General features: G+C 48.2%; 17 protein-coding genes and 2 pseudogenes. 16 read left to right on the forward strand and 3 right to left on the reverse strand.

From position 1 onward, the window contains the following. Window positions 1-40: 40 nt before the first annotated feature. The 6 genes and pseudogenes from N4J56_RS41725 (at window position 41) to N4J56_RS38545 (ending at window position 5,366) form a co-directional block, all read left to right on the forward strand. A pseudogene (locus tag N4J56_RS41725) lies at window positions 41-798 on the forward strand (SDR family NAD(P)-dependent oxidoreductase). A gap of 29 nt (window positions 799-827) precedes the next feature. Next, on the forward strand, window positions 828-1,379 hold the full coding sequence (locus tag N4J56_RS38525) for a carboxymuconolactone decarboxylase family protein (protein WP_317112230.1): 552 nt from the start codon (window positions 828-830) through the stop codon (window positions 1,377-1,379). Window positions 1,380-1,388: 9 nt separating this feature from the next. Next, complete coding sequence (locus tag N4J56_RS38530) at window positions 1,389-2,123, forward strand: SDR family oxidoreductase (RefSeq protein ID WP_317112231.1); 735 nt, start codon at window positions 1,389-1,391, stop codon at window positions 2,121-2,123. Between the two features lie 200 nt (window positions 2,124-2,323). Beyond that, a complete protein-coding gene (locus tag N4J56_RS38535; protein ID WP_410500843.1) occupies window positions 2,324-3,385 on the forward strand; it encodes an NAD(P)-dependent alcohol dehydrogenase in 1,062 nt (353 codons plus the stop codon). A 132-nt stretch (window positions 3,386-3,517) separates the two neighbouring features. After that, window positions 3,518-4,261: pseudogene (locus N4J56_RS38540) on the forward strand (SDR family oxidoreductase); the annotation flags it as partial. Between the two features lie 175 nt (window positions 4,262-4,436). Next, on the forward strand, window positions 4,437-5,366 hold the full coding sequence (locus N4J56_RS38545; protein ID WP_317112234.1) for an NADP-dependent oxidoreductase: 930 nt from the start codon (window positions 4,437-4,439) through the stop codon (window positions 5,364-5,366). A 96-nt stretch (window positions 5,367-5,462) separates the two neighbouring features. Here the strand turns inward: N4J56_RS38545 and N4J56_RS38550 are convergent, their stop codons facing one another. Then, entirely contained in the window at window positions 5,463-5,864 is a 402-nt protein-coding gene (locus tag N4J56_RS38550; protein ID WP_317108155.1) for a transposase, read from the reverse strand. A gap of 3 nt (window positions 5,865-5,867) precedes the next feature. After that, the gene (locus N4J56_RS38555; protein WP_317108154.1) at window positions 5,868-6,533 is read right to left on the reverse strand and encodes a helix-turn-helix domain-containing protein; all 666 of its coding nucleotides are present in this window, start codon (window positions 6,531-6,533) and stop codon (window positions 5,868-5,870) included. Window positions 6,534-6,586: 53 nt separating this feature from the next. Between N4J56_RS38555 and N4J56_RS38560 the strand changes: the two genes are divergently transcribed. Further along, a complete protein-coding gene (locus N4J56_RS38560) occupies window positions 6,587-6,961 on the forward strand; it encodes a cell division protein SepF (RefSeq protein ID WP_317112235.1) in 375 nt (124 codons plus the stop codon). 80 nt (window positions 6,962-7,041) lie between these two features. Continuing rightward, complete coding sequence (locus tag N4J56_RS38565) at window positions 7,042-7,437, forward strand: PadR family transcriptional regulator (protein WP_410500844.1); 396 nt, start codon at window positions 7,042-7,044, stop codon at window positions 7,435-7,437. 114 nt (window positions 7,438-7,551) lie between these two features. On the opposite strand, the gene N4J56_RS38570 is transcribed toward N4J56_RS38565, so the two are convergent. Then, window positions 7,552-7,698, reverse strand: a complete 147-nt coding sequence (locus N4J56_RS38570; RefSeq protein WP_317112187.1) for a hypothetical protein — start codon at window positions 7,696-7,698, stop codon at window positions 7,552-7,554. 265 nt (window positions 7,699-7,963) lie between these two features. Here N4J56_RS38570 and N4J56_RS38575 point away from each other — a divergent pair, with 265 nt between their 5' ends. The 8 genes from N4J56_RS38575 (at window position 7,964) to N4J56_RS38605 (ending at window position 15,251) form a co-directional block, all read left to right on the forward strand. After that, entirely contained in the window at window positions 7,964-8,134 is a 171-nt protein-coding gene (locus N4J56_RS38575) for a hypothetical protein (RefSeq protein WP_158631835.1), read from the forward strand. Window positions 8,135-8,257: 123 nt separating this feature from the next. Then, window positions 8,258-8,470 carry an HNH endonuclease signature motif containing protein gene (locus tag N4J56_RS41730; protein ID WP_158631834.1) on the forward strand — a complete coding sequence of 71 codons (213 nt, stop codon included), beginning with the start codon at window positions 8,258-8,260 and terminating at the stop codon, window positions 8,468-8,470. Window positions 8,471-8,480: 10 nt separating this feature from the next. Then, window positions 8,481-11,021, forward strand: a complete 2,541-nt coding sequence (locus tag N4J56_RS38580; protein ID WP_317112238.1) for a DEAD/DEAH box helicase — start codon at window positions 8,481-8,483, stop codon at window positions 11,019-11,021. A 144-nt stretch (window positions 11,022-11,165) separates the two neighbouring features. Beyond that, window positions 11,166-11,837, forward strand: a complete 672-nt coding sequence (locus N4J56_RS38585; protein WP_317112240.1) for a ParA family protein — start codon at window positions 11,166-11,168, stop codon at window positions 11,835-11,837. Then, window positions 11,818-12,804 (forward strand): ParB/RepB/Spo0J family partition protein, encoded by a 987-nt coding sequence (locus N4J56_RS38590; protein ID WP_317112242.1) that lies wholly within the window; start codon window positions 11,818-11,820, stop codon window positions 12,802-12,804. The genes N4J56_RS38585 and N4J56_RS38590 overlap by 20 nt, the downstream gene beginning before the upstream one ends. A gap of 104 nt (window positions 12,805-12,908) precedes the next feature. Continuing rightward, on the forward strand, window positions 12,909-13,160 hold the full coding sequence (locus tag N4J56_RS38595; RefSeq protein ID WP_317112243.1) for a hypothetical protein: 252 nt from the start codon (window positions 12,909-12,911) through the stop codon (window positions 13,158-13,160). 129 nt (window positions 13,161-13,289) lie between these two features. Then, the gene (locus N4J56_RS38600) at window positions 13,290-13,826 is read left to right on the forward strand and encodes a hypothetical protein (RefSeq protein ID WP_317112244.1); all 537 of its coding nucleotides are present in this window, start codon (window positions 13,290-13,292) and stop codon (window positions 13,824-13,826) included. Window positions 13,827-13,982: 156 nt separating this feature from the next. After that, on the forward strand, window positions 13,983-15,251 hold the full coding sequence (locus N4J56_RS38605) for an IS701 family transposase (RefSeq protein ID WP_317104593.1): 1,269 nt from the start codon (window positions 13,983-13,985) through the stop codon (window positions 15,249-15,251).

Raw genomic sequence — 15,251 nt, forward strand, 5'->3', positions numbered from 1 at the left:
CCTACGATGAATACATTCAAACAACACAGCAGAAAGATAAATAATGACCAAAATTGCATTGGTAACGGGATCGAGTCGAGGACTGGGCAAAAGTACCGCTTTGCATCTGGCGAAAAAAGGGGTTGCTGTCATCGTTACTTACCATCGCAATGCCGAGGAAGCGAAAAACGTCGTCGCAGAGATTGAACGGCTCGGCGCTAAAGCCATAGCACTGCAACTCGATACTGCCAACACTAAAACGTTTGATAGTTTCGCCGGACAAGTCCAGCAGGTACTCAAAAATAACTGGCAAGCCGAGCATTTTGATTTTTTGGTGAATAACGCTGGAACAGGCGTTCACTCATCTTTGCCGAGACGACCGAGGAGGATTTTGACCATTTGATGAATATTCACCTCAAGGGCGTTTTTTTCCTCACTCAGAAACTACTGCCACTGATTCATGACGGCGGACGAGTTGTAAACGTTTCTACTGGTTTGACGCGGATTATCTTTCCCAGCTATGCCGCTTATGCAAGTATGAAAGGCGCGGTGGAGACTCTAACCCTCTACATGGCGAAGGAGCTGGGACCGAGACGGATTGCGGTAAATGTGGTGGCTCCTGGTGCGATCGAGACTGATTTCCGGGGTGGTGCAGTCCGCGATAATCCAGAAATGAATAAACAGATTGCTTCCCTAACTGCACTCGGTCGGGTTGGTTTGCCGGATGATATTGGGGGCGCGATCGCATCACTACTCTCTGAAGACAACCGATGGGTGAATGCCCAAAGAATTGAAGTCTCCGGTGGTCAGTCGCTCTAATTCAAATCAATCCAAATAGAAAGAAAATTATGGGTAGGCAATTTCTAACTCTAATTCTTGCAGGAACAATTTTTATGTGCTTTTTCCAAGCACAAGCAGCAGTTTCTTTCTCCGAACTCTTCGATCGCAACAATGATTCGCGCTCCTTTGAAGCACAACAAGCAGTTTCTCAACCTTTGGAGACTCAAATACGCGAAGAACGAGGCGAAAGAGTTTTAAACAGCTTGACAGGCCGGAATGGTCTGCCAGCACATTTTCAACAACTACAAAAGGATTTTCCAGAGCTTGCTGACTTAACTCTCAAATACTCCCTGGGTGATATCTGGGGTCGGGAGGTACTAGATAACAAAACCCGTCAACCGATCTCTCTTGCTGGCTTTGCTGCCCAAGGCACGATGCCACAATTCAAGGTTCATGCCCAGTATGCTCTCAATTATGGCGTGACTCCACAAGAACTGATGGAAGTTATCTATATCACTACAGTGACATCTGGATATCCCCGCGCCCTAATTGCGGCAGGAACTCTCAAAGAGCTATTCCAAGAAAATAAGATCAAACTTCCAGTAACATCGCAAAAGTAGGAGGTTTCAATGTTAAATGTTGAAGATAAGGTCATTCTTATTACTGGAGCTAGTAGCGGTATCGGCGAAGCCTCCGCCAAGTTACTGGCTCAAAACGGGGCAAAAGTAGTTTTGGGCGCACGTCGCACGGAAAAGCTAGAAAAGATTGTGAAAGATATCTGCTCATCCGGTGGGATCGCTGAATTCAAAGCGGTCGATGTCACCGATCGCGAAGATGTCAAAGCATTTATTGAGTTTGCCAAGGACAAGTTTGGTCGCGTTGATGTCATCTTTAACAATGCAGGCGTGATGCCCCTATCTCCGATGACTGCTCTGAAAGTCGAGGAATGGGACAACATGATTAATGTGAATATCCGGGGCGTGTTGAATGGTATCGCGGCGGGGCTACCGATTATGGAAGCGCAAGGTGGCGGGCAAATCATCAATACTGCGTCCATTGGTGCCCATGTGGTAGCACCCACTGCGGCAGTTTACTGCGCGACCAAGTATGCGGTTTGGGCAATATCTGAAGGGTTACGTCAGGAATCACAAAATATTCGCGTCACTACCATATCCCCTGGTGTCGTTGAGACCGAACTTGGTTCTGATATCACCGATGAGTCATCCAAAGGATTTTTGAAAGAACTCCGCAAAACTGCGCTAACGTCGGAGGCGATCGCCAGAGCGGTCTTGTATGCAGTGTCCCAGCCGAACGATGTTGATGTTAATGAAGTGATTGTCCGCCCGATCCGCCAGATGATGTAAACATCGGACGACATCACGTCAGCACGTTTTAAGGCTTCTTCAGGAATTCTATGTCCCGTGAAGGATGGTAGCGCAGTCAAGAGCGACTAGAGTGTGCCGATAGGTTTCCTCTAACGATTTTGTCTGAGAAACGCCCGAAGGAACACGAAAAGGAAGAAATGCAAATGCCTTGCACCACCGCTCTTGAATCCAAAAAAAATATGCGTCTCTGTTACGGGCTTGCAGCTTTAAGTCAGGGCGATTGCCTCGTTCCTTGGGCGTTTGAGCGACGGGAATTGCGACCCAACGATATTGCAGTGAAGGTTCGGTTCTGTGGTGTTTGCCACAGCGACTTGCACGCGATTCGAGGCAATAGCCGCTTTCCATTGGTACCAGGGCATGAGATGGTGGGCGAAGTGACAGAAATCGGCGCAGAAGTGACGAAATTCCAAATTAGCGATGGCGTGGTAGTCGGCAATATTGTCGATTCCTGCGGGCACTGCCCACCCTGCAAAAGCCACGAGGAATCCTATTGTCGCGAATTTCCGACGACCACCTACGATGGCATCGACAGGCACGATGGCAGCATCACGCGCGGCAGCTACTCGAATGAATATGTTGTCAAAACTGATTTTGTCTATCATCTGCCCTCCGGTCTCGATCCAGCTAGTGTGGCACCGTTAGTTTGTGCGGGAGTAACAACCTGGTCGCCGCTACATCAGTGGAACATTGGACCTGGAAAGACGGTTGGAATTGTTGGAATCGGCGGTCTCGGTCATATGGCAATCAAATTTGCCCATGCACTAGGCGCTCATGTGATTGTCTTTACGACTTCCAAGCAAAAGCTTGCGGCGGCGCTGGAACTGGGTGCGGACGAGGCGATTTTATCGACTGATGCCCAGAAAATGGCGGCTCAGAAATACCGCTTTGATTTCATCCTGGACACGGTATCAGCGCGACATCTACTCGATCCGTATCTGCTGGCGCTGAACCTTGATGGCACACTGTGCTGTCTGGGAATCCCCGATCGCATGGACTTCACTCCTGTCCTCCTCACAATGGGTCGTCGTCGGCTAACCAGTTCGGGGTCGGCGGGGACGTTAGAAACTCAAGAAATGTTGGACTTCTGCAGCAAGCACAAGATTACAGCGGATGTCGAAGTGATTTCGGCTGCGGATATCAATGAAGGTTTCGAGCGGCTGGAGCAAGGAGATGTCCATTATCGTCTAGTTATTGATATGGCGACCCTTAAGGCACCAGATGGAGATAAGGCTAAATCTTGAATGACAGCGATCGCGACCCTTACGGTATCTTTGAAGTTTCTGGGGGTCAGTCCCTCTAATTCAAACTTTAAACAGCCCTGCTTCACTTTGCTGACCAATCGTTTTAGAACCAGAGGTAATCATGATCCTTGAAACAAAGTCGCCTTAGTTACTGGAGGCACATCGGGAATTGGCAGAGCAACTGCGATCGCTTTCGGTGCTGCGGGTGCAAAAGTTGTTTTCTCAGGCAGACGCGACTCGGAAGGCGAAGAAACTGCCGCTCTGATTCGCGATGCTGGGGCTGAGTGCTTGTTTGTGCGATCGGACGTATCGAGCGAAGCCGATGTTCAAGCCTTAGTGCAGAAAACGATTGCCACCTACGGCAAACTTGATTGTGCATTTAACAACGCTGGGATTCAGGGTTCGATCGACCCCCTGCACGAACAATCTGTGGAGGAGTTTGACAAACTGATGGCAATCAATGTGCGGGGGCTGTTCTTGAGCATGAAATATGAAATTCAACAGATGTTGACCCAAGGCTCTGGTGTAATTGTCAATAATTCATCAGTAGGTGGTTTAAATGGGATTTCAGGGTTTTCTCCCTATACTGCTAGCAAACATGCGGTGATGGGGCTGACGCGAGCTGCTGCCCTTGACTATGCCAAGCAAGGGATTCGGATTAATGCTGTCAACCCCGGATCGATTGCCACTGAGGGGATGGATCGCTTCATCGACGAGACGGGGCTCTCGACTGACGATCTCGCGGCTATGGCTCCCATGGGTCGCATAGGTCAGGTAGAAGAAATCGCTCAGGTGGTGGTTTTTCTTTGCTCTGATGCTGCTAGCTATATTACGGGACAACCGTTGGTAATAGATGGCGGTTACACAGCGAACTAATCAAGTCGATCGCATCAGTAAGCCGATAGGTGAATGCTCAGAGAATTCACGTTTCTGGCGGTCAGTCGATCTAAATGTAGATCGTTGGACGGCGCACAGCTTGGCTTCGTGCAGTAGGTCTTGATGAGTAATCGAGTAATTTTGTCATACCGATTGAATAAAACATAGGAAAAAAATGAAAGCAATCGTAATTAACGCATACGGTAATGAGGACGTTTTGAATTACACCGATGTCGAACGTCCAGAGCCGAAAGTAGACGAAGTTCTGGTGAAAGTTCACGCCGCAGCAGTCAATCCGGCTGACTGGAAGATCCGCGATGGGATGGGCGAACAGTTCGGGTTCAAACTGCCACTGATTCTGGGCGGCGATATCGCCGGAACCGTCGAAGCGGTGGGCGATGGCGTTGAAAGTTTCAAGCAGGGCGATGCGGTTTATGGGATCACCCTTGCCAGCCTCTCCGGTGGTTACGCCGAATATGCGGTTGCAAAAGCGGACGCGATCGCGCTGAAACCGGAAAGCATAACTTTTGAAGCAGCGGCAGCAATTCCAATTGCCGCGTTGACGGCGTGGCAAGCGATGTTCGATGTGGCGCATCTGAGCAGCGGGCAGAAAATCTTGATAACTGGAGCGTCTGGCGGAGTCGGCTCGATGGCAGTTCAGCTTGCCAAAGCCAAAGGCGCGATCGCGATCGGCACGGCTTCGGGCAAAAACGAACAGTTCGTCCGCGATTTGGGCGCGGATGAATTCGTGGATTACACGCAGCAACCGTTTGAAGAAGTCGTCAAAGACGTTGATGTCGTTTTCGATACGATCGGCGGCGACACGTTGGAGCGAGCCTTCCAAACACTGAAAAAGGGCGGCTTCCTGGTTTCGGCAGTGCAGACTCCATCTGAAGAAAAAGCTCGCGAATTGGGCGTAGAAGTCGCTTGGGTCTTTTGTCAGCCGAGCGCGCAGCAATTGGCCGCAATCAATCGTCTGATTGACGAGGATAGATTGAAAATACACATCGAAACGGTTCTGCCACTCACAGAAGTGAAAAAGGCACATCAGCTTTCCCAGAGCGGGCGCACGCGCGGCAAGATTGTTTTGCAAATCGCAACATAGTTTTTGAACAGCATTTCCAGAATCCACAATAATCAAGAAGGATACACCTCATGATAAAGATGATCATCACCATCAAGCGTCGAGAATACCATTTGGTTAAATATTTGCGACTTCTAAAGACCTGAGAATATACTTCCATCCAGTCAAATCTTTAATAGTTTTTTCACTAAACGAGGTGAGAATCTGTCTAACTTTAATTTTGAGCGCATCTAAATTATCAATAACCTCCCAACCTAAAAAACCTTTGAGCTGTTCCCAAAGCCTTTCTATGGGATTAAGCTCTGGACAGTGGGCTGGCTGAAACAGAAGGATGATATTTTCGGGAACTTTGAGTTTGGAGGTAGGATGAAATGAGCCGTTGTCTAACTGAATAATATCTAAATCTTCAGGATAAGCTCGCCTAAAATCATTTAGAAATTCCTGAAAGCACTGGGTGTCTAAATGGGAAATTTCCCGAAAAAAGTTTTCTCCACTTTGAGGCTCTACAACACCATACACATACTATTTTTCTCGCCTAAATTGAAAGCTTCCTACAGGTTTGACTCCTCTTAATGTCAATCTCCGTCTCTGAATTGTCCTCAATCCCAGCCTAGTTTCATCTTCACACCAGTACCGCACTCTCTTAAACTTTTTTGATTGCTTTTGTACCTCCTTGATTACACTTGTTATCTTTTGAGGCAGTTCTTTTTTAAAGTTTTCTACTGCCTTTGGCTCTTGCTCGCTACTTTTTGATCTTGCTACTTTCAAGTCAGCTTTTAGCTTGTCATGAACTAGATTATGTACCACGTCATACTTCACGCGTATCCCTAGCTCTGCTGCTAACCATAGCTTGACCTCCTGATAACTGGAAAACCCTTCTGGCTCACTCAGTTCTTGTTTTAAACGTTCTACCGCCTCTGCTGGAATTAATGGTGTTCTTCCCGTACTTTTGCCTACTTCTAATAGCTGATTCAACCCACCACGGCGATATTGACTTAACCACCTTTGTACTGTGACTCGATTCCGTCCCAATACCACTGCTAAATGTTGCACCGTTTCCACTTGCTTAGTCTTGAGCAAATACAGTGCTTGTACTCTTTCCTTCCCACTTGCACTTTTTTGCTGCTTTAAAAGAGTGAGGAGCGTTTCTGCCGACTCGTTAATCTTGAGCTTGACTCTCCCAGACATGACTCACAGATTTAAATGTCTCTTTTCTTCAACTGTAGCGTATTAAAAGCCAAATGGTACAACAGAAGGCTCAAAAATTGAGGGCGGTTTTTTTTGGGGGTGCAATGCGGCAGAAGTTCAGACAAAAGACGAGATTGACAGCAGATGAAGCGAAAGACTACCGATTAGAGCAACAACTACCACAAATCGTCGTCATGGAACTACGGTCTTTTGAACAAGTGACGCAAGCGGTTCAAATCTTGTGGCAGGGACAACCGCTAGTCTTGAACTTGACTCAGTTGGATGTAGAGTTAGCACAGCGAGCGGTGGACTTTGTAGCTGGGGCAACTTGCGCAATAGATGGACAGCAACAATATCTAGCACCAAGGCTGTTTCTGTTTGCACCCCAAGACGTTGAATTAGCAAATGCGGTCGATGAAACCGTCTAGCTGTAGAAGCATGAATTATGGCAGAATTTTGTTTCGGTAAGAGTATAGCAGGTGATTTTCGTTTTAGAAGTGAGTCGATGATGCAGCTTCAAGATATCCATCAGTTTTTTACCAGTCCCCCACCGATTTATCTTTGTCAGGAGCAAGCAGTTTGTTACATTCTATCGGTGTTGCTGGAGAGCGAATCTTACGGTACTGAGCTAATTGCACAGCTCGAAGGCGAATATGCCAACTATCGCCTCTCGGACACGATCCTACATGCTGCGTTAGAGTTTCTCGAATCGGAGGGCGCGGTCTGGAGTAGTTGGCACAAAGTCGAAGGGCGCGGACGACCGCGACGGGTGTATCGAATCAATTCCGCATGGCATGATGAAGCTAGAAAGTTAGCCCAACTGTGGCGTGACTTTACCACTCAGCAGCAGCAAAAAAGGCTGAGTGTTGAGGTTCGCTCGCCAAAGCGAGCGGCACAATCGTAGTGACTGTTGCATCTGACACCGATGACAATGAGAATATAACTCCTGGTTTGTGAAGTAAAGTTTCCTAACCAACATCAAGGACTTGGGAAACTTCCGACTACATTTACCAATCGCTTATCGCTTCGTCACAAATCTGGGTAGGCGGAACGATTTATCATTTTCATGACTGCTACCAGCGAAGTAAGCCCAGGAGCCAATAGCGGCAGCCAAGAGCCATCCGAGGATTAATACTGCCACTGGAAGCGCGATTGAACTATCCATGTCATAACCTCCTGGAATTTGAGATTTGTCAAACTAGTCGTGCGCGCACAGCTCCTTCTTAACAGGGGGATCGAGAAGCGTCAACATTTCTTAAAGGAAAACGCCCAATTGTTACCTATATATGCATAACTCTCAGAAAGCGCGGCGCACACATTGCGGTTTGGGGATCGCCACCAGAGGGTGAGGATTTTGCTCCCCAGTTACACTTTGAGTCGGAGCCAGCCAACCTAATTATGAGAAATTACGACTAATGTGAGATTGACTGATGCACTGTTTTGGACAGATTGCTCCGATTGTTGGCATCGACGACAAAACGCTCTTTGGCAAGGTGTGGCAACAGACTGAGGTAACTCTCTCGACTTGTCCTGAGCTACTTCAATTGGATCTGGCAGCATTCGTGCCTTGGAACTACAGCAACGAGCGCGAGCAGAGCTAACCGATCGTGCTTGGGCTTGGAATGATATCGCTACCTATCCCAATTTCGGCAGCTTGCCAGTCGCCTTGGACGCTTTCTGAAAAGATAATATAAAAACATCGTCAAAAAACGTAGGTGCTGAGTGTGCGAAGGCTATTCTCCCCGGCTCAAAAACTTCTGATATTGCGTCGCGCTAATTATCAGTGCGAGATTTGCGGTGTATGTTTAAGTCGGGACAATTTTGAAGCCGACCACAGAATAGCTTACTCCCAGGGAGGGGCAACCCAAGTGTGGAATGCCTTGGCTTTATGTAAAAACTGTAACCGTCAGAAGTCGGCTCGACCTTACCATAGCTAGGAGTAGCACGGTGGACAACTATTTCCTTGCCTATCACCAGCTCGTGCTGGCTCGAATTATATCAGGGCAAACGCAACTGTACCCTCATCAAATCGAAGCTTTGCTAGCAATCTATCAAAAAGCTTGTACGGGAGAAATGGATTTAACCGAACGAGCTGCGGCTTTAATTTTGGCAGGAGTCGGTACAGGGAAGACATTGATGCAGGCGCTCGTCCCATACATAATAGCTCCCTGGATGCGGGGAAGACAGGCGATTTTCTTGAGCGATAACTGCACATTGCGTAATAGATTTGTCAAGGATTTTCCCTGCGATCGCCAACATCGACCGATTTACGAGCGGTGGCTGCTGTATAGTTTGAAAGTTTTGCCTTCTGGTGTTGTGCCACCCCGAATAGTAGAGCTAGATGCCAGCAATTTCAACAGCTACGCCTACACCTTACATCAAGCAGATATGCTCGTAGGCAATCGCCAGTTTTTGGTAAATCTAGTGCAACGGGGCGATCTCGAACCAGAATCAGTTGGTGTGATTATCTGCGATGAGGCGCACTTTTCTGCCGCTGCTAGCTATCGCACTATTTTCAGCTATTTCAAGCATTCTCTGATTACTTATTTTACGGGTTCCAAATTTCGTTCGGACAGTCAACCCTTACCCTATATACGTTATGAAGAAGTAGAAGATGCGGACGAGTTTGGCAAAAAGGCGATTAGATACGCTCCGGTGGCAGATTATGAATTCACAATTCAGGATGCGTGGAAGCTAAATCCTTCTCCCATCAAAAAACTGATGTACAAAGAGGCTACTAGCACTGCGTTCTTGGTTGAAGAGGACGGTCAGGAGATCGAGTACGATCCAGAAGAATTTCTTCTCAAAGCACAAAGCGATCGCGCCTGGTTTCGCCAAATTCTCTTAGCTGATTCCTTTTGCTTGCCTGTGCTAGAGATGGCAGTCCAAATTCTACTCTCCAAGCGCTCTACTACAGGACAACCCCATGCCATGCTAGTGCGGGCGCTGAACATTTCTCACACTCACCGCGTTGCAAAGCTTTTAGAAGAAAATTTCCCCGCCCTTGAGGGGAAAGTGGTTGTCATTCACTCAGAACATGAGCAATACGATCTGGCGGGTCGTGCTAGCGTACTGTTGGAAAAATTCTACGCTGACGAAAAATACGTCATAGTTCATTGCGGAATGCTGGGCGTAGGTTTCGATCACAAATTTATCTCAGTTTCCTGTTGCTTGTGTGTCCTCAAATCAATGTCTCCCGCTGAGCAAGAGTGGGGGCGAGCATTGCGGAAAGTGCCAGGAGCGCCAGCATCCGCTTTTCCAGAAGTGACTCACCCTAACTGGGCTGTGGTCGTTACCCATTCCGCTTTGGGCTTACGTCCATTATTTGAGCAATTTCAGCATGGCATGGCATCTGATGCGATCAAAGATGCCCCAAAAGACAAACCAACTAGACCCAGACTCACAGCCGCTTACGAAGCAGGCGAAACTGTGCTGAAATTATCCAACACTAGCACGCTCAAACCAGGAGATCTATTAGAGCTGCGCGTGCCTGTGGTAGAACAAGATGCACTTGTGCCAAAATTTTCTTTAATCGAAGAACTCGAACGGACTGAGAGTTTATCAGCCGCAAGTGCCGATCGTGCACTATCCCAAATGTCTTCAAACGGTAGCAGCGACTTGGAAGCAAACACGACTCAGTTGGAGATCGGCTTTCCCTCAGAGCACAGCCAGCCACCTCCTGTATTGCCTTGGCAAAAAGAAGTCGATGCTATAGCCGAGAAATTAACTCAAATCAGAAACCAGAGAACTTACCAAGTACAAGTGGAAGCAGTGCTGGACGATAGGCAAGTACAGATCGCTCCCGCTTGGTCTGATATTCCTGCGGGCGTAGAAATTACGAAATCCCGAGCGAATTTTGAACTGCCGGCAGCGACGTTTTTGCATCATGTCGGCTTAGATTGGCAGATCTTGGTGGAAGGCAAATTAGTCTCCTACAGCGATTATCGGAAAAAAGTGGTGTTACAGCAGCGCGGGATGGACTTAGATGCTGATGGAGAAATTGTCATTGGCGGCGTGCGGCTGAAAGATACAATGCCAGCAGCCGCCTACGATATCTTTCTCAAAGGATTGGAGGCAGAGTTAGCAATAGCAGAGGTAGAAGTTCCCCAGAGCGATCGCGTCGTCCGTCTCGACAAAGCTAAGCTAGAAATGCAAGCGCAGTATGGCTCGCAAGTACGGAGCTTGGTGAACGAGCTATTCATGCAACGGGGGCTAATCAAGGATGGCGCTCACGGCTGCTCATTAGTGGATCGTCCCGTGCAACTGTTAGCGGCGGCGATCGCTCGCGTGCAAGAAAAAGGACACGAGCCAAATTTCGCGAATAATTCTGCTCTGCTGCATTCGGCGGCATTCGGTTATATTAAGGAGCAAACTGGCTGCGGTTGGTCGGAGCATAAAGGTGAAGAAGAATACCGTGAAGCACTAAATTTAGCACGTCGTTTCGTGTTGCAGTTGAGGGAGCAGCTTCAGTGGCGCTCCTGGCGCTGAAGTAAAACATTTAACAAAAAGTATATAGAATTAGTGTCCTTTGGTGCTGGCACTAATTCTTTTTATTTTTTACCTCAGAACAGTCAAAACGGAAATTTTGATGCTATAAATTTTATGCATTCGGCTCACACACAAGGAGCCTTTATGAGCAAAAGCAAAATTCTGCCACACAAAATCTATGCCGTTGTCAATCAAAAAGGGGGAGCGGGAAAATCAACCACAGCCGGACATTTCGCTTACTGGTTAAACCAATTATGTTCTACAATCTTTGTTGATGCTGATGGACAACAGAGCGGCTCGCCTTGGATGCAAGACCTTGGCATAAACGCCACTCAGATGCATGATCCAGAGCAGTTGTTTGAGGAATTGCCAGCGCTGGCACGTCAGTACGGCGCTGTTGTGGTAGATGGACCAGGTAATGCTGGAGAAATTACTAAATCTATTTTGGGACGATGCGATATCGCTATAGTGCCTAACCGCCCTTCTGAATTTGATCTCCGCAGTAGCGGTACGATCGTGCAGTTCGTGCGACACGTCCGCGAACTGCGAGGCGGAATGCCGGAGGCAGTACTCTTTCTCAATGCTGCCAAAGGCAAGCGCTCGGTGCTGCTGCGGGAAGCGCAAGAGGCGCTCTCGGATTGTCCGCTCAAGCTATCCAAGATAGTCATCAATGACCTCACTTGCATTACCGATGCTCCAGGTCAGCGCAAAACCGTGTTTCAAATGCGAAGCGAACAAGCTTCATCGGCGGCGGCAGCATACAATAACTTATTCAACGAAGTATTGCAGGTGCTCCATGACAAGAAGATCTCTTAAAGAAGCAGTCCAAGGTTCCGGCTTAGTTGAGGAATCAAACCTTAAAGCTTTTGTATTTGGCAACAACACTCCAGCTACGGGGATCACTACTCAAGCAGGCGATCGCCGAGTTGTCCCTCGCACTTCTATCCATCGCACCTTTAGCTTTACTCCCGATCGTCAACCAGTCCGCCACTACTACGATCGAGAGAAGCTGAAGCAGTGGGCAGAGAGCGATATTGCTCCCAATGCTATCCAATCTCCACTTTGGGTTCGTCCTTTGCCTGGAGGTGGCTCCCAAGAGTACGAACTGGTAGCTGGATTACGCCGCCATCTAGCTGCTGAAATTATTGCTCTAGACTCCGTACCAGTTATCGTTTATCACTGGACGGACGAAGAAGCGTTTGAGGCATCCCTATCTGAAAATACAAATCGACAAGACTTTAGTCCTTTAGAATATGCCGATGGCGCTCTCAAATTAGTAGCCCTGAAGCTAAATTGCTCAATTGACGAAGCGGTCAGCCTACTCTACCGCATGGACAATGAAGTGAAAGGGAAAGTTACCCACAACGTTGTGGGTAGCCAGCAAGGGGAAGCGATCGCCCTTGTTTTTAATTTCTTGGGTCAAAGTACGTGGAAATCGTTTGTCTCCCATTACTTACCTTTGCTGAGAAAGCCGAGCGAAGTGCTAGAAGCAATTCGGGCTGGCAAAATTGAATATACTAAAGGTCTGGAAATTGCTAAAGAAAAAGACCCAACAAAACGTGGATTACTACTGGAAGCCGTGCTCAACGAACGCCTATCTTTATCAGCCATTCGCGAACGAATGAAGCCAGTAGCGCCTCCCCAAGCAGAACTGACTCTCCAACACCGCTTCGCCGATACCTACAAGCGAGTCAAGCAAGCCAAAGTTTGGCACGATCCCAAGAAGGCGAAGGAGCTAGAGAAGCTGTTAGCTAGGCTAGAGTCGCTCATACAGCTAGAGTAGAAAAAGCATGACTCTTGCTTCCAATTCAGTAGTTTAGTCTTTCTCTCATTCCAATTCCAGTTGAATATCTTGAAGTTAATCCAGCAGTTCAGTAGTTAAATTTCATGCCGTCAAAGAAAGTTTTCGTTAGAGAATACACAGTCCGCGCCCACAATCGCACGATCCACACCCGCCTGTACAAATTTCTGTGTCAGCAGTGCAGCCAACCTACAGAGCGGGAGACTTATGGACCCAGACCACTGTATTGTGAAAGCTGCCGTCCTCTAGGAACGCAGGCAATCGAAGATCCCCATCACAAAAAGAAGAAGCCTAGACCAGTACTGGTGAAGCAGACGAAGAATAAAGCCAGAGTGTAGCGGCTAAGGTAAAAAGCAATGGAAGAAGTTGCGAAGGTCGCATGGATGCGCGTTCCGCACGTATCGCATCGCAAATCTACTGTGTTGGCAAGGAAAAATACTGTTAGTTTTCTACACAGACTATAATCGTTGGCAGTTCGCTTGCTGAGCGAGGAAGGAGAAGTATTTGGAGAACAGCAACCTTACAGGACAGCGATAGATGCTCCAGACAGTGGCAAGAGAATGGGTAGCAGGTTGCAAGAGCGATCGCGGCTAAGCTATGCGCAAAAAGTCCGAGAGCATTTCCGCTCTGCAAGCAACCCGCGCAAGCACCCCAAACAGCGAGGGCTATCCAAAGAACGAGCGCGTCTAACCTCTGCCGCGCTTGCTATCTTAGGTAGAGCAGATTCCCTCATTCCTGACAGCTCTATGATGGAAAAATACCGGAAATTAATCAAACGCCAACGTCCTGAAAAGACTGAAGAAAGCGCTGATTCTAGAGCGAGAATACCTTCTCTAGACCAGGCTGCACAACCGATAAAATCTCCAGAAGCACCTGTTGAGGAGCAAGCGAGCGATGAAATAGTAGAAGTGCCAAGCTCGCGGCTAGCGCTGGGAACCTTTAAACGTATACCCATCCAACTCATCCACCTATTCTCAGTGGCAGCAAGAGTTGAGGGAGATTGAGCGGGAGCAGGGGAGTGATGTCTGGGAGTCTTGTCCCTATGACTAAAATGTTAGTAGTTTTGACCTAATGGGACTTTGTAAGAAAGATGGAGCAAATTGAGCTAGAATGCGGGTAGGAGTTGCGTTTTACGTCAGTCTCGACAGGAGCAACGTAAGGTGAAAGATCAAGTACCAGCAGCGATGCCGCAGTGCTTTGAGAACTGGTGTCGTCGGTTTGATGATGTATTTTCGCGTCAGAAGCAGCGGCAGGAATTTCGTGTTTATCTAGGGGGACTGCTGGGTGAGAGTCAGCGCAAAAACCTGAGCCAACTGGTCACAAATACAGTAGATGGCTCCTACAACAGCCTCAGACATTTTCTCAACAATGCCCCTTGGGATGAAGTCAAGCTAAATAATCGGCGGTTGGAGGTGATGCACCAGTGTCGCCAGACGACCCCGAGTCAAGGTTTCACATTGATTGTAGATGATTCGGGACATCGCAAAAGTGGTGCGGCTACTGATGGGGTAGGACGGCAGTACATTGGGGAGATTGGCAAGACTGACAATGGTATTGTGCTGCTGACTACCTACTTGTATGATGGAGTGCGACGTCTGCCGTTAGATGTTGCACTCTATCAACACGCAAGTTTATTCGAGCAAGGCAAGGCAGACCCCAACTTCCAGAAAAAACCTGACCTGGCTCTAGACTTGGTTGACCAATGCTTGAAGCGCGGTTATCGACCGGGTGTGACTGTAATTGATGCAGGCTACGGTAATAACACGCCTTTTCTCAAGCAGTTGGAGTCGAGAAACCTAACTTACGTGGCAGCAATCGCCAAAAACCGCCAAGTTACTGCTCAAACATCAGGTGATGAGTCTGCTCGTAAGCAGGGATTAGAAGCTATTGCTCAAACCTTGGCAGTGGAGCAGTTCACACCTGTGCAACTCAATCTGGAGCAGCCCCGGACAGTTTGGGTGGCGCTGTTACCAGTTCACGTTCCGAAGCTCGAAGGCACTCGCTGGCTGGCGATTCAACTCAATGCCTCTAGTTTCGAGCAAGCGACGGAGGTGGATTACTTTCTCACCAATGCCTCTGACAACCAAGTCAGTGCGGCTTGGGTAGCTCAAACATATTCTGCTCGCAACTGGGTGGAGGTCTTCTATCGAGAAGCCAAGGGCTGGTTGGGTTTGAGTGAGTATCAAGTTCGGGATGCTCTGAGTATGAAGCGTCATTGGGTTTTAGTGTTCATCGCTTACACCTTCATCCTTTGGCATCAGTTGACCGGCGGATTCCGCAGACGTTGGGCAACCAAACCCTTACAAACCTTTGCCGAAGCATTGGAGGCATTCCGCACCGCAGTCGAGTTTCGTTTGGTCCGCTGGCTTAATGAGCATGTTGATGTATTTGCCTCTCACAGAGCTAAGTTCGGCTATATTTGGGCTTAG

Origin of the sequence: Chroococcidiopsis sp. SAG 2025, from assembly GCF_032860985.1 — a bacterium.
In the GTDB taxonomy this organism is placed as follows: domain Bacteria; phylum Cyanobacteriota; class Cyanobacteriia; order Cyanobacteriales; family Chroococcidiopsidaceae; genus Chroococcidiopsis.